The sequence below is a fragment of the Pseudoalteromonas sp. QJM3NY_22 genome, from assembly GCF_056173065.1.
In genome coordinates, this window is the sequence record NZ_CM149655.1 from 463,445 (window position 1) to 479,606 (window position 16,162).

Consider the following 16,162-nt stretch of genomic DNA (forward strand, 5'->3'; position numbering starts at 1 on the left):
TGTATTTTTTATTTTTAAGTTGTCTTTATTTAAATCGTGAATTTTGCACCTGAAGATTTAACATTGACTGAGAAAGCATATCTTGATGGTTATGAGGATGGCTTCAAAACGTTATTATTTGATACAAATGATATACAAGATAAGTTGCTTTTTAAATCAAAATTGCAAGAGGTATTCCTAAATTTATTGTACTGTTTCAAGTGAGCAAACTTTGTTTTTCTCTGTAATTAGTCAAGACTCTTTAACAAACTCTAACATTTCTCTATCATTTATGGACTTATTTTAATGACTCGTTGCTTGCTGTCTGTTACTAAATTAGCATCCTTACTTTAATACATGAACTAAAGGTTTTTATAAATAAAAAGTTCACGCATAATCAAAGATGAACTAAACTTATAACTTAGGTTCATGCAAAGAGGCTGGAGATGGCGTTAATAGGGTATGCGAGGGTTAGCACACAAGAGCAAGATCTTGAAGCTCAAGTTGCAGCATTAGAGTGTCATGGCTGTGAGAAGATATTCTCTGGCAAGCAAAGCGGTAACTCTTTGGATAATGTAAAAAAACTTGACGATCTTCTCGATTATATCCGTGAAGGAGATGTTGTATGCGTTACGAAACTTGATCGTTTGGGCAGAAGCCTCAAAGGGATCATGACTGCAATAGATGGTATCCATTCAAAAGGTGCTGCTCTTACAACGCTTGATGGAGTTATTAACAGTGCGGATGATTCGCCTTTTGGAAAAGCTGTTCTTCATGTTATTGCCGTTTTTGCCGAATTAAACAAAAGCCTAATCATCAAAAATACGACTGAAGGCCGCGAACGGGCTATTGCTCAGGGGAAGCATATGGGCAGGCCAAAGACTATTTCTGATTCGGATAGGGAAAAGATCCGAAAGTTAGTGCAATCAAAACAGAAGTCACAGAACCAACTCTCAAAGGAGTATGGCGTTAGCAGGACGACAATAAGACGCATCGTGGAGGGGAGTTAATATATGAGTAAAGAAAGAGGTCAGCGTAACAGAGACTTATTCCTTGGCTGGGTGGCTGAAATGAAATCAAAAGAGTCGCCTAACTGGTTGGATTATTGGCATGGCGATACGTTAAGTCCCAAAAAAATTGCTGATGAGCTTGGTTTTGATTCCTCTGCATTTAAGGAAAAAAGAAATAAAAAGCTCTTTGATTTGTTTCAAGAACTTAAACAAGAACTTGCTACCTCAGGTGTATACCAGCAACGTAAGAAAAACCTGCCTCTCGATAAGGAGATCATTGATGTATCAAAAGAAACTGACGAAGACATCAAAGATAGCGCTAAAGTCAGAGACCTAAAAAGAACAAACCGAAGACTACAAAACGAAAACGCTAAGTTGGCTGCCGAAGTTGCCAAGCTATCTGAATTTAAAGATGTACTGATTGGAATGGGCTTGTGGAAATGAAGAGTAGTGCTTATCTGGTAAGGATCACCAGAATATACCAGTACCACCCGGATAATGTCCGGTTGGGAGCTGTTTTTGTTAACCACAAAGCAGGTGCTCATCGTATTGAGGTTCTGACTACTCAAGACAAGTTAAATATTGATCCGAAAGTCGGGCAGCAATGGAAAATTCTCAAAGAGCAAAATTTCAGCATTAGGCAACAACAAGTCAGTACGGGTGGTTATGTTGATGTCTGGCGCTTTATGGAGCCGACACTGAAATGTGTTATGCCTGATAATGGTCTTGGCTTTGTAACCTTTTTAAGCACTGAGAAAGCGTTTGAAGGCATAGGTAAGGTAAGCGCACAATTTCTTTGGAATGAATTTAGAAGCGATATATTTAACATACTTGAATGTGATAAATATGCGCCATACGAACAAGACCAGTCAATAACGAATTTTGAAGCTGTTAGGAATGTTCTGCTTGGTGATAAAGCCGTGCATGGTTTATGGGATGGCTATAAAGAGTATTCCAATTTAAAACACTCAGCTCAATTGGTTGAGTGGGAAATAGAAGCTCCTATCCAGCGCCAGTTGTTCAGATTTGCAGATCAGGATGCGATCAATTTTCTTACACAGAACCCATACCGCTTATTTTCACTGGGGATGCGATTTAACAAGGTAGACGCTATTGCTCAAAAACATTTCGGTATCAAACAGGATAATGAAGTCAGACTGGTAGCAATCGTTGAGCAAGCATTGAGATTATGGAGCGATCAAGGCAATACGGTTGCAGATTGGCAAGATATTGAATCGTCTGTTTCTAAGCTGTTGAACAAAGACCAACGGCTAGTTGCAAGGGCAAGTGAGCTAGATGGCGATATCGTTGGGTTTGTTAAACAAAATAACCAATATTTTGTTTCAGGCAATTATATATTTGAGAAAACGATAGCAAAGCGTTTTGGTAACCTCAGAAAATCAAACAACCGTTGGTCGAGCGAGTTGGAAGATGCATTCAGGACTTCGTTCCCTGCCGATTGGCCCATTGAAAAAGCACAAGAACGTGCCGTAAGGACAGCATTAGTCAGTCACGTCTTTGCGCTAACTGGAGGAGCTGGAACAGGTAAAACAACAACTACTAAGCTTATTGTAAATGCTTATCAAAAATTAGGTTATACGATATACCCCGTTGCGTTATCAGGGAAGGCAGCCCGTAGGCTTCAACAATTAATCGGTAATGAAACGAAGACGATTGCAAAACTGTTACGAGAAACTGATCTTGATGAAGATAAGGCTGTACTGCTTGTGGATGAAGCCTCTATGTTGGATGCATATACCATGTGGCGTTTGGTTACTTTGTTTTCTGATAAGGTTCGAATCTTGTTAATTGGTGATCCTTATCAGCTTCCACCGATTAATGCGGGTTTCATTTTAAATGATGTCATTAAAAGCGGTGTAATAAACCATGTAGAACTTGATGTCGTGAAACGACAGGGAGCTGATAGTAGTGTGCCTGCATATTCCAATGCTATAAGGCACGGCATAATGCCAGAGTCATTAACTACCGCTGATATTACGTTCCATGAATCAACAGGTGATATTCTGCAAGACGCAGTAACTGCGTATTCTGAGTATGACAACGCCATGATAGTCGCTCCCACCAATAATACGGTAAGAAAAGCAAACATCATCCTGCAAGGTGTTGTGAATCCTAATAGCAAGCTTCTTGACCTTACGGATATGCCAATTACCAAAGGAAGCTACGATTTCAGGGAAGGTGACCCGATTGTCATTACCCTAACCAGTCATAAACACGATGTTCAGAACGGTACATTGGGGGTCATAAAGAGTGCTGAACCTACTGATGAATATGCCTGTCTAATTGAACTTGAAGACCTTGATGAAAAAGGTAACAAACGTGTGCTGAAAGTGGATTGGCAATTATTTGAATATATCGATCTTGCTTACTGCTTAACCTTACATAAATTGCAGGGGTCACAAGCTCCTAATGTGATTGTATTGCTTGAACGAGGAAGGTTGCTTGACCGTAGTTGGTTGTATACGGCTGTGACAAGAGCAGAAGATAAAGTGCATATTATTGGCAAGGAAACGGATTTTCGTTATGGTGTTCACAAACAAGGCGCAGTTGATACTCGCAAAACCGCCTTGGCAGAAATGTTGAAAAATGCTTAAACTTAACCGTAATTGGTGGAAAATAGCGCAGTTTATCTGCATTGTTGTGTATTAATGTTTAAAAGTAAATTGGGGTCACTTTGATAAGTCTATTGCTAGTAAAGGATTTGTTGCTGTACTGACCCTGAATTTATATAATTTGTCTTGGATAACCGTTTTGAGTTACAGTAAATCTTAAAGTGTAAATATAAATCGCTTTTAATTAAAGTGTTAAGCCAAACCCAGTGTAAAAACTGGGTTTTTTGTTTTTTAAAAAGACCTAAATTCGGATAATAAGTGCAATTTCTCAGATTAGATGGCCAGCTGTTATAATTCGGCCATTCTCTCGCCAAAGGAAATTGCTTTAATGAAATATAAACAGCTGACACAAGCAGAAAGATACCAGATTTACGCGTTAATAAAAGCAGGAAATAACCAAAAACAGATAGCTGATGAACTCACTCGTTCACCGTCATCTATCTCTAGAGAGTTAAAACGCAATAAAGGGCTTAAAGGCTATCGACCTAACCAAGCCAATAATTTTGCAGAGCAAAGACGCAAGTCATCTTTCAAAGCAAGTAAGTTAACAGATGATGTTACTGACTGGATTAATAAATTGTTGGTTGACGGACTTTCGCCAGAGCAGGTGGCAGGCCGCTTAGCTTTAGAGAAAAAGGTCGTTTTGCATCATGAAACGATTTATCAATATATTTACAGAGACAAGGCTCGTGGTGGTGAACTACATAAGACACTCACTCGTGCATGTAAAAAGTATAAAAAACGCTATGGAAGCTACGATAAACGTGGACAGATAGTTAATCGAGTCAGTATTGATGAACGCCCAAGTATTGTGGATTCAAAGTCTAGGATTGGTGATTGGGAGGGCGATACAGTGATAGGCAAAGGGCGTAAAAATGCCCTTGTTACAATGGTTGAACGTAAAACGTTATATACAGTCGTTCACAGAATTGAAAGCAAGCATGCGAAAATAACAGCCGATGCGCTGATCAAGTGTATGACACCCTATAAAGGTAAGGTTATTACCGTGACTTTAGATAATGGAAAAGAGTTTGCTCACCATGAGCATATTGCACAAAAATTAGAAGCGGATGTGTATTTCGCTCACCCATATTCATCATGGGAGCGGGGCATAAATGAGAATACCAACGGCTTACTTAGACGCTTCTTCCCCAAGGGAACTGACTTTATGTCGCTAAGTGAAGCAGAAATACAGGCGGCAGTTGATAAGCTCAACCATCGGCCAAGAAAAACAAGAGGGTATAAAACCCCTCATGAGTTATTTACGGGGCAATCAGAAGTTCTGGTGGCTGCATAATGATTGCACTTAATACTTGAATTCAAGAGATGTAAAAATGACATGGTGTATCTATAAAACACTATGTCACTATTATCTAAACAATTAGCTACGTAACTGAAGCTAATGTTTATATCAATATTATTAAAATATGACTCATTCTTGCGAGCTAAATAACTTATCTACTTTGTTTCTTCTCTGTTATAGAAGTATTTGCCAATCGTAACAGTTGCTCATTTTATGTAATTTGTATTAGTTGATATATAAATGATTGCAATCTATCCTCTACAGACTTTTTTAAATGAAGCTATGGGAAATATGAAAACTCATATCGTAACAGTATTTCTATTTTTTCAGCTTTTTAGTGCTAATTTGCATGCTCAAGTATCATCCGAGACTACGCAAGTTCTATTAATTAATTCTATAAATCAAGATATGCCATGGCAAAAAAGTGTTGAGGTTGGATTACGTGCAGAATTAACTAGACAAGCTTTTGACTTTGATCTCTTTGTTGAAAATATGGATGTTGGTCGCTTTGATGAAGTACAGCAAAAAAAAGTGATGAAACTGTATTTACAGCAAAAGTATCAGAACAGAAAAATTGATATCATTGTTACTCAATCGGTATCAGCTGCAGCGTTATTGACTGAATTTTATGGTTTTTTTCCAGATGTACCAAAAATATATCTAGAGCCAGGCGCTAATTTTACAGTACCTGAGAGTATCAATACGGTCACAATAAATGCTAAATTAGACTACAAGCAGGCAACTCAAGATGCAGTTAATTTAATAAACCCAAAAGAACTCATTGTTATTTTAGATACGACGAATGACATGGGGCGTAATTTTTATCAAAATCTTCTTCCGGTTATTAGTAATGATTTTCCTCATTTGAGGATAGAAAAATGGTTTGATGTGCCAACCGAGACCTTAATAAATAAAATAAATAATGCCCCATCTGATGCCATTGTATTGTTTACTCCTATTTTTCGAAAGTATAAGGGGAAGCAGTTAAGTCCTTTTCAGTTTGTAAAATTACTAACAAGTGATAACCAAGCTCCTATTTTTAGTTATTGGCATGCGTTATTAGGTTCTGGTATTGTTGGCGGGTACTTATTATCGGGCGAAACCATTGGTAATCGCATCGCAGAATCAATCATATTTTTTAAGGAAAATAAAAGCTTAAAACCGATTGATGATGAAAAACTCAGTGTGCACTATTATGATTGGAGACAATTAAAAAAGTTTAAAATAGATCCTCAACGTTTACCCCAAGGGTCGATGCTTTCCTATTACGAACCTACCTATTTTGAAGAAAACAAAATGCTTATTTATAGCGCAATTATTATTATATTAACGCTAAGTAGTTTTTTAATGTTTTTTTTAATTTTGAATAGCAAACGCGTACAGCTGTTAAAAGAGTTAGATAGCGAAAAATTAAAACTAGAATTTCGTGTTGAACAACGAACCAAAGAGTTATTAACAGCAAAAGATGAAGCGGAGCATTTAGCTTTGGTTAAATCAGAGTTTTTGGCTAATATGAGTCATGAGATAAGAACCCCAATGAATGGAGTTATAGGCCTCACCAATATCTTACTTGAAAGTGAATTGCCACTAAAACAAAGGCAGTACCTAGATAAAATTAAATACTCTTCGGATCAATTGTTAATCGTGATAAACGATATCTTAGACTTTTCTCATAGGTTGGATCTTAAGAAAACTTGAAGTTGAACTCTGTTAATGATCAAATAGTTACGCCAATAAAAACATGACTAAAAACAGAGTTCACATGCAGATTAACCAAGTTTCAAACCAATTAAAAGCCCTTATCTCAGAAAAACACCTCATTGAGCTTGCAAAAACCTCTGGATTTCAAGTTCGACACCGTTGCCTGTCGATCGTTTCTCTGCTCAAAGCCGTATTTAAAAGCTTATCTTGCCTGCAAGACGCTAACTTGTCAGATATCCATCAAAACTTGCGAACGCAGGCTGATTGCACGATAAGTTATAAACCCTTTCATAATCAAATTCGAAAACCAGCCTTGACTGAGCTTGTCCGTGAGCTCGTTATTCAAGCGATGTCTAAATTGACTGTAAACACGCTGGATAAAACCTTTTTTACCCAGCGAGGAATACAGCGAGTGTTATTGCAAGATGGTTCTTCATTTGCTCTACATGATGAATTAGCGCAGGTTTTTGCTGGTCGTTTTACTGCTGTAAGTCCTGCCGCAATTGAGTTGCACGTTACCTATGACCTATTTAATGAACAACCCTGCGAAATAGATATTCGTCCTGATGTTGAAACTGAGCGCGCCTTTTTACCAGGTAGCCACACACTTGAAGATACGTTATTACTTGCTGATGCTGGGTATTTTGACTTAGATTACTTTGAGCAAGTAGCTCAAGATGGCGGATATTTTTTGATCAGAGCAAATAAAAACATTAACCCAATCGTTACATCAGCTTATTGCGCGGGTATAGAACTTAAAGAAAAGAACATTAAAATCAAAACGTTACTCGATAAATTCGCAAGCCAACCACTTGAATTAACAGTACGTTGGAAGAAAAATGGGCCCGAGTACAGGCTTATCTATTTACCGAATGAAAAGCGCCCCGTTTTCCTTGTTACTAATTTAAAAGAGGCACAGTTTAGCTTTGACGAACTACTCGATATATATGCAACTCGTTGGCAAATTGAGTTGTTTTTCAAAGAACTAAAGTCATGGAATAACCTTAAAGGGTTCATCACACGAGATCCTCATATTGCCGAATCATTGGTTTGGCTGAGCATACTGCAAACACTTATCAAGCGTTTTATCTGCCATAGTGCAGCGGGTATGTTTAAGTGTGCGATCTCGACATTTAGAGCGAGTAAGTGCAGTTATCTTTGGTTGGATGATATTCTGGATTGCATAGAACAAACACGGTGCAGCCATAAGATACATCGTGTATTTGAGCTACTAGCGGTAAATTGTAAGCGGCAAAGCATTGAGAAAAACAATGATATTTGCCGTTTTAAGATAGGAAGTCACACGGTCTGTGTTCCTTAAGAACTAAGCTATGAGACTTTTCTAAAACTGAATCAGGAAATACTAACCTCGAAGAATTTCCTTTTTCGGTTAACGCTGTTGTAGATTACATAAAAACAACGTTTGAAAACCAAGCTCAGGACAAGGGCATTAAATTTATAGTTAATGTAGCGTCAAATGTTCCACCTGATTTAGTCGGAGATGTTGTTCGCATTAATCAAGTGCTATTAAATTTATGCTCTAATGCAATAAAGTTTACTTCACACGGGAAGGTGTCTGTTTGCATTCATGCAGAGCAAATACTGAACGATGATGAATCAATATTAATACACTTTATTGTTAAAGATTCAGGCATTGGTATCGCACCTCAAAACGTATCTCACTTATTTGATGCATTTACGCAAGAAGATAGCTCTACGACCCGAAACTTTGGCGGCACAGGATTAGGTTTAACAATAAGTAGACGTTTGTGTAAGTTAATGGAAGGCGATATTTCTGTCGTAAGTACGCAACATTTAGGCAGTGAATTTACCGCATCAGTGAAAGTAAAAGTTAATAAGAAAATTGTTATTGCAGATTCTTTCAATTCAATTCAAACCAGTATTTTAGATTCAAAAAATTCAGCTAATCATCCATCTTTAATTGGTTTAAAGGTGTTAGTAGCCGAAGATAACGAGATTAACAAATTAGTTATTACCGCAATGTTGGAGAAAAAAGGTGTGGTAATTCATTTAGTCGATAATGGGTTTGAATGTATTCAAGCCCATAAATCTCAACAATTCGACTTGATATTAATGGATATCCATATGCCAATTATGGATGGTATTGAAGCGAGTAAAATGATACGAAATGACAGCGATAAAACGATTGCCAATATTCCAATCATCGCTTTAACAGCTAATGTTATGGAAAATGATATTGCATACTATTTATCCGTTGGCATGAATGCACATGTGGCCAAGCCGACCAAAGCATCTGAGCTGTATCGTATTATTGAGCAGTGTTTAAAAAGCAACTCAGATTATTTCGATAAAACACAGTAATTAAAGAGATTTAAGGAATCTAAAAATATATATAGTCGTTTAATTTTGTTGACTTCAATTTAATATAAACTAAGTGTTTATGTCTTATTTTGTGATATTAAAATAGATCAAATTAGGCCCATAAATGCTGAGCATATGATAGCCGTAGCAGGCTAACGAAAAATAAATTTAAATACATTATGGTTCAATGTGTTAGTAAATTATTTAGTCACGATTCAGTCACGATTCAGGTTAAATATACTGTTTGCCTGGCGGGATTATTGATCAATGCTCTATTTAGGAGATCTATAGAGAGTCAGTGGAATGATAATCATTGCTTTAGATCGCTTAAATTCATAATTCCTCGTTTATACAGAGCTTTTTTAAAATTAGTAATGAACATTTAAACTTGCTTTATTGACTTGTGCTAATGGGGATCTTGAACAACACTTTAGTTATTAATTTAACGAGTGAGCAAGCTATGCAAAAGGAAAGGTTCTGGATTTTTAATCAATTTAAAGTCATCTATTTTTCCCTGCTTGCATTAATAATTTTGGGTTTTAATTTTATTTTGAATGATGCATTACATGAAAAAATACATCACTCAGGCCAGCTATTAGTTAAACAAGTTTTTGAACTTGAAGTAGCCCCTTCTTCAAATAATAAGATACTTGCTGCCCTCGTAAAAAATGAAGGGTTTATGCTTAAGCCAAATTCACCTCCTACGCACTTTGGTCATATTATAAAGTTAGAGCGAGAGGTCTTTAACTATAAAACGCTGAGCTTAAATCTATACCACCCTCCTGTATGGATAATAGAAAGCTATTTATTTATATTGCTTAACTTGGTTATTTTTGGAGCTGCTAGCTGGTTTTATCGTTGGTGGAACACGTTACATGTCAACAATATTTCACGTTCGAAAAACTTACTCGCCAGCACAACTCCATCAGTTAAAGAGCACAATACACAGGTTGTTAAAGTATTAAAAAATTTCGAATTAAGCTCGCTGTACACAACAGCACCTGTATGTCACAGCTTGTTTGTACTGGTTCAATGTAATTGCCATTTTGATAACAATATTGATAAAGAAGCCAGCTTTGAAGTGTTAATGGTGAAAAACTTTTCTGAATTGAGTAGTGTTTCAGTAAGGTTATTAAATTGCGGTAACTTAGCGATTACATTATCAGAAGTTCCTTTTTCAGAACTTGAACGATATGTACAACACTTACATAAAAGTATTTTTTTAGTATGCAGAAACTATCAAAAAAATATCACCAGAAAAGACATTAAAGTCGGTGCATGTGATTATCGGCTTAGAGCCGATCAAACAACTGTTTATCAGCTTGCAAAAGCTGCGTTAGCTTTATCTCAACGTAGCTTGTTAAAGCATTGTCATCGATTACCCCTAAATCAAAGCCAAACACGAGTACTTTCTAGTAAACAAGTTATCGATAATATTAAAAAGAATAAATTTATACTTTTTTTTCAGCCTCTATTCGAACTCTCAAGTGGCGATATTTTACAACATGAAGTATTGCTTAGAGTTAGGCACAGTAAGCATGGTTTGATTGCTGCTCGCTATTTTATCGATCAAACGTATGGCCGCCAAGATACTTTAATATTAGATAAAGGTGTTTTAATTCAAGTTAAAAAATTACTATTAGCAGAGCCTTCGCAATTAACCGTAAGTGTTAATTTATGTTCTGACAGCTGGATAAACAAAAAGTTTTGGAGCTGGTTTAGCGTTCAAATTAATGATTTTAAACTAAGTAGTAAGTTACAATTTGAAATAAGTGAAGTCGAGTTTTTTAATCATCATGAGGCTTTAAAGGACGTATTTATAATAATGAAAAAAGGAGGCTCTCGAATTATTATCGATAATGTAAAGTGTAGTGAAAATTTAATGAAGTTAGCTGACCACCAAGAGGTGTGTGGGTTAAAGTTATCGTATGAGTTAGTGCATCTAGTGGATGAAAAAACACAAAACCAAAATCAAATAAAAACAATTATAAGTATAAGTAATACATTAAAATTACCTGTGTTTGCGGTGGGTGTTGAAACTCAAAAAGAGCTATTAATGCTAACAAAATTAGGGGTAGCAGGGGCTCAAGGGTTTTATTTTTCAGAGCCGTTAGAGGAACTCACTCAGGCCGTATTTCATTAAATCAGACCTCTATACCTTAACCCGTTTAAACCTTGCATTCCTCCTGTATGTATCGCCATAATTTTACTACCTGTAGGGAAAAAATCTTTTTCAATTAATTGCCAAAGTGCATACATCATTTTACCATTATAAATTGGCTCCAAAGGAAGTTGATGTTCATCACTCATTTTTTGACAGAACTGCCATAGTTCGGGTGTGAACTTACCATACCCTCCATCGTGAAAATCAGTGAGTAGTTGCCAATTATTTTGCTTATCGGCTTTATCACTTAATTTACCTACCTCTTTTTTTAAGTAATCTGCTTGTTTTAATACAGCAATCCCTATTATTTGGGTGATTTCTTCACTGCCTTCAATGAGACCCGCTAATGTACCGCCACTGCCTGTAGGACAAATTAGGTAGTCATGCTTTGGAAGGCTTTTTGCTAACTCAGCACAGCCCAATAGAGCAAAGGAGTTAGTACCACCTTCAGGAAGTATATAGGCATTAGGAAAGCGAGCTTGAAGTGACTTTAAGTAGTCATCATCGTTTCGTCGTCGGTATTCAATACGATTAACAACGTGCAGCTTCATTCCGCATTGCTTTGCAAATTCAAGTGTGGGGTTATTACTGTCGAGCTCAGGGCCTCGTATAATTGCGTGCGTAGTTAAACCAAATTCTTTTCCGGCAGCAGCACAAGCATGAATATGATTTGAAAAGGCGCCTCCGAAAGTCAGTAATTCAGTTTTTCCAAGTTTCTGCATATTGGCTAGATTATATTTTAATTTACGCCATTTATTACCACTTATTAATGGGTGTATTAAGTCATCTCGTTGAATACTCACAGAGATATTTTTGTTTTTTAGAAGCTGAGAGTCTATTTTTTGAATATAATTATTTTCTTTTATTTTTAATTGCTTAGACATTTTATCTTCTGTTTTTGTTTAGTGCATTGATAATAAATATATGATTAATCCGCAGCCTACTTAGGGTTAATCTATTATTTTAGAGTGCTACATTGTATTTTTAAAGGTGCACCATAGGCAAGTTATCTACACATGTAGCGTATCAATACATGGATGTAGAAATATCTTAGTTTATGCTTGGGCAACTAAGCATTAAAAACCTTATCGTGATTTTTATAAAGGTATATGAACGTTGGATAATAGATTCCTAAATTCGGATAATAAGTGCAATTTCTCAGATTAGATGGCCAGCTGTTATAATTCGGCCATTCTCTCGCCAAAGGAAATTGCTTTAATGAAATATAAACAGCTGACACAAGCAGAAAGATACCAGATTTACGCGTTAATAAAAGCAGGAAATAACCAAAAACAGATAGCTGATGAACTCACTCGTTCACCGTCATCTATCTCTAGAGAGTTAAAACGCAATAAAGGGCTTAAAGGCTATCGACCTAACCAAGCCAATAATTTTGCAGAGCAAAGACGCAAGTCATCTTTCAAAGCAAGTAAGTTAACAGATGATGTTACTGACTGGATTAATAAATTGTTGGTTGACGGACTTTCGCCAGAGCAGGTGGCAGGCCGCTTAGCTTTAGAGAAAAAGGTCGTTTTGCATCATGAAACGATTTATCAATATATTTACAGAGACAAGGCTCGTGGTGGTGAACTACATAAGACACTCACTCGTGCATGTAAAAAGTATAAAAAACGCTATGGAAGCTACGATAAACGTGGACAGATAGTTAATCGAGTCAGTATTGATGAACGCCCAAGTATTGTGGATTCAAAGTCTAGGATTGGTGATTGGGAGGGCGATACAGTGATAGGCAAAGGGCGTAAAAATGCCCTTGTTACAATGGTTGAACGTAAAACGTTATATACAGTCGTTCACAGAATTGAAAGCAAGCATGCGAAAATAACAGCCGATGCGCTGATCAAGTGTATGACACCCTATAAAGGTAAGGTTATTACCGTGACTTTAGATAATGGAAAAGAGTTTGCTCACCATGAGCATATTGCACAAAAATTAGAAGCGGATGTGTATTTCGCTCACCCATATTCATCATGGGAGCGGGGCATAAATGAGAATACCAACGGCTTACTTAGACGCTTCTTCCCCAAGGGAACTGACTTTATGTCGCTAAGTGAAGCAGAAATACAGGCGGCAGTTGATAAGCTCAACCATCGGCCAAGAAAAACAAGAGGGTATAAAACCCCTCATGAGTTATTTACGGGGCAATCAGAAGTTCTGGTGGCTGCATAATGATTGCACTTAATACTTGAATTCAAGATTTAAATATCATCATAGCTCTATGTTTTAAGGTCCAAGGTCTATTTTCCTTTCGGGGTTGAATTTTCAGCAGCAGGTTTGGTTTTTAGGCAAGGCAAAGTCTATGTTATGTGGTTATACCAACCTGCTTATATAGGGTCTATTTAACGATAGTAAAATAGCGCATAAAATTATGCGGTAACGCAGCATAAATGCCAACTGCGTTGTCCTTTGGGATCGTCCTTGGGGCAATTTATTTTTTATTTATTCTTACATGGATGTAAATCAGTAGAGTAACGCAGAAGCAGTTACTAAGCCTACGAGGTTACAAATTTCGCGCCGCGATTAAATAGCCCCTAGATAGAACAAGTTTTATTCTTAAAAGATCAACAGGCTCTGGTAAGTCCCTTACCTAGAGTTCAGGTTAGGTCGCGTTATTTATAAAGTCATATTTTTAAATGCAATACAAAAGTCATGTTAATACTGAAAAGACGGGAAGTGAACTTGTGGCTATTTTATAATTTTGCCGCTTAAAGGGAAATGATCGGGTTATTTACTGGCGTGGTACACGTGAATAGTTGTAAACTCAGATAATAATTGAACAAAGCTTGTATTTTGTGCTGCAAGTACATAGCATAAGGCTTTAATTATAAAAAATAATAACGACCAAATAATTGCCGCTTTTTGGGACTGGAATATATGCGAATTACTCCTTTATCTCTGTTAATTTCAGCTAGTTTGTTAGCTAGTAGTGCATTTGCACAAGATACAGCAACTGTAACTGGAATTGAGTCAGAAATTAGTATTAAACAAACAGAATACGATAGCTCGACAAGAATACTTGATAAACATCTTAAAGAAGAAAATCAGTTACAAACTCAACTGGAGTTACTTCGTTCTCGTTCAACTGAATTAGATAAAGAAAAAAACCAAGCACTTGACGCAATGAACGAAATGTATCGTCGCTTAATTGACGATCCTACGTTAGATATCAGTACAACTCAGTCGCGTTATCAAAAAGCGGTGGTTGATCACAAGCAAAATAAAGACGATATTTCTATGCAGTTGGCGGCAATTGCATCCCACCGTAAAGACATTGAACAGATCCGTGTTGCTAAGCATACGTTACTAAACACCTTAGAGAGTTTAAAAGAGCAACTAACAACAGCGCGAGTTGAACGTTTACGTAATGAGTTTACGCGTGAGGGTACGCTAGAAGTTAATCATACAATTAACTGTAAACGCACCGAAACACTTGCAGCTTGTGAACAACGCGGCCAACAAATGGGCTTACAAAAAGCAACAAAACGTTTTGTAGACCAAATTTTTGCCAACTTAACGGAAGAGCGCTTAGTAGAGCCAAAACGTAATATGGCGGGCGCTCAAGTACAAATTTTAAGTAGTCATGTAGTGAGCAGCGCCTTTAGTGGGCAAGGTAATTACAACGTTAATTTAAGCGTCACAATGCGTGGTGAAGTCAACAGCAGTCGTTTATGTAACTTACTAAGTGTTGATAACCATTATTGTTCTGAGTATGGGACACCACTTACCGCTGTGTATCAGCCAGCTTATGGCACTACTTTTTCAGATAGTCAGTTAACATTCAGTAATAGCGCGGATAATAGCGCAACAGTTCAGGTATCTCGTTTAGATGAGCCGTCAGTAAGTAATTACACAATGAAACCTGTTGCTAGCAATAATCGTGTTATTACCACAAATGATAACAATAAACAGGTAGAGTTAACGCTTCGCTCTAATGTTTACGACGACGAAGTTTTTATTGATGGTGTTAGTTTTGGTTCCACTCGTTTAGTAACTAGTTTACCGCGTGGAGTTCATAATGTAGAAGTGCGTAAGTTGGGTTACAAACCCTACCAAGCACGTGTAGATTTAAATAAAGCACAGACTATTCATGTAAATTTAGTAAAAAAGCCTGAGTCGATTGCTGCACCGACATACACTCGTGAGCAAACAGAAGTGACTACCCGTCAGGTTAATGAAAATATAAATGTATTAAATGAAAATGTTCAGACCGCTGTTGTTGTTATTCCAGCAGGCAAGTTTAAAATGGGCGATATTAACGGCAATGGTTTAGCGAATGAGCGTCCGGTTGTTGAAAAAGTGATCGCCAATTCATTTGCGATGCAAAGTCGAGAAGTGACCGTTGGAGCCTATGAAAAATTTGTAGCAAATACCGGTTACAAAACACAAGCAGAGCAAAATAAAGGGTGCGCATATTATTTAAATGGCGAACCAGTATGGGAAGCAAACTTAAATTGGCGCAATCCAGGATTTGATCAAAATAGTAGCTTTCCTGCTGTATGCTTAACCTATAACGATGCTAAAGCGTATGCGGAATGGTTATCAGGTCAAACCGGGCAGCAATTTCGTTTACCTAATGAAGTTGAATGGGAATATGCTGCACGAGCCGGTACTGAAACCGAATACCCTTGGGGTAACGAAATTGGTAAAGGTTTAGCTAACTGTGGTTGGTGTGGTAGTGAATGGTCAAATAAGCGCGCTGCACCAGTTGGTTCTTTTTCACCGAATGCATTTGGACTATACGATACTGTAGGTAATGTATGGGAATGGACCAATAAAGAATCAGGTGAATCTGATATTGCAGTAAGAGGTGGGGCGTGGAATTTTGCACCAAGTCTTGCTCGTGCTTCAACGCGCTTAATTTTAGCACCTGATTTTAGATCTAATTACATTGGTTTTCGTCTAGTACGTGAACGATAAAATTTAAGAAGGAAGCTTAGCTTCCTTTTTTCACAAATTTACAAAGGCAGCTGCGCTTTATATTGCTCACATAACTAAGCATGTTAAAGTAAGG

The 16,162-nt window shown here is 37.1% G+C and carries 11 protein-coding genes; 10 read left to right on the forward strand and 1 reads right to left on the reverse strand.

Annotated elements, in window-relative coordinates; translation table 11 throughout:
- Positions 1–425: 425 nt before the first annotated feature.
- The 8 genes from AC0VZ4_RS02185 (at position 426) to AC0VZ4_RS02220 (ending at position 11,112) form a co-directional block, all read left to right on the forward strand.
- The gene (locus AC0VZ4_RS02185) at positions 426–989 is read left to right on the forward strand and encodes a recombinase family protein (protein WP_475440780.1); all 564 of its coding nucleotides are present in this window, start codon (positions 426–428) and stop codon (positions 987–989) included.
- A 3-nt stretch (positions 990–992) separates the two neighbouring features.
- Positions 993–1,433: a hypothetical protein gene (locus AC0VZ4_RS02190; RefSeq protein WP_475440781.1), complete on the forward strand. Its 441-nt coding sequence runs from the start codon at positions 993–995 to the stop codon at positions 1,431–1,433.
- Positions 1,430–3,604 (forward strand): AAA family ATPase, encoded by a 2,175-nt coding sequence (locus tag AC0VZ4_RS02195; protein ID WP_475440782.1) that lies wholly within the window; start codon positions 1,430–1,432, stop codon positions 3,602–3,604. Before AC0VZ4_RS02190 ends, AC0VZ4_RS02195 begins: the two co-directional genes overlap by 4 nt.
- Positions 3,605–3,950: 346 nt before the next feature.
- Positions 3,951–4,919 (forward strand): IS30 family transposase, encoded by a 969-nt coding sequence (locus tag AC0VZ4_RS02200; protein ID WP_475441477.1) that lies wholly within the window; start codon positions 3,951–3,953, stop codon positions 4,917–4,919.
- 246 nt (positions 4,920–5,165) lie between these two features.
- Entirely contained in the window at positions 5,166–6,623 is a 1,458-nt protein-coding gene (locus AC0VZ4_RS02205; RefSeq protein WP_475440783.1) for a histidine kinase dimerization/phospho-acceptor domain-containing protein, read from the forward strand.
- Between the two features lie 64 nt (positions 6,624–6,687).
- A complete protein-coding gene (locus AC0VZ4_RS02210) occupies positions 6,688–7,947 on the forward strand; it encodes an IS4 family transposase (protein WP_337119945.1) in 1,260 nt (419 codons plus the stop codon).
- 137 nt (positions 7,948–8,084) lie between these two features.
- Positions 8,085–8,969, forward strand: a complete 885-nt coding sequence (locus AC0VZ4_RS02215) for an ATP-binding protein (RefSeq protein ID WP_475441601.1) — start codon at positions 8,085–8,087, stop codon at positions 8,967–8,969.
- A gap of 460 nt (positions 8,970–9,429) precedes the next feature.
- Positions 9,430–11,112, forward strand: coding sequence for an EAL domain-containing protein (locus AC0VZ4_RS02220; protein WP_475441602.1), 1,683 nt, complete (start codon positions 9,430–9,432; stop codon positions 11,110–11,112).
- Here the strand turns inward: AC0VZ4_RS02220 and AC0VZ4_RS02225 are convergent.
- The gene (locus AC0VZ4_RS02225) at positions 11,109–12,017 is read right to left on the reverse strand and encodes a 1-aminocyclopropane-1-carboxylate deaminase/D-cysteine desulfhydrase (protein ID WP_475440784.1); all 909 of its coding nucleotides are present in this window, start codon (positions 12,015–12,017) and stop codon (positions 11,109–11,111) included. The genes AC0VZ4_RS02220 and AC0VZ4_RS02225 overlap by 4 nt on opposite strands.
- A gap of 334 nt (positions 12,018–12,351) precedes the next feature.
- Between AC0VZ4_RS02225 and AC0VZ4_RS02230 the strand changes: the two genes are divergently transcribed.
- Together AC0VZ4_RS02230 and AC0VZ4_RS02235 are read left to right on the forward strand one after the other, a co-directional pair.
- Positions 12,352–13,320: an IS30 family transposase gene (locus AC0VZ4_RS02230; RefSeq protein ID WP_475441477.1), complete on the forward strand. Its 969-nt coding sequence runs from the start codon at positions 12,352–12,354 to the stop codon at positions 13,318–13,320.
- Between the two features lie 705 nt (positions 13,321–14,025).
- On the forward strand, positions 14,026–16,068 hold the full coding sequence (locus AC0VZ4_RS02235) for an SUMF1/EgtB/PvdO family nonheme iron enzyme (RefSeq protein WP_475440785.1): 2,043 nt from the start codon (positions 14,026–14,028) through the stop codon (positions 16,066–16,068).
- Positions 16,069–16,162: the final 94 nt, after the last annotated feature.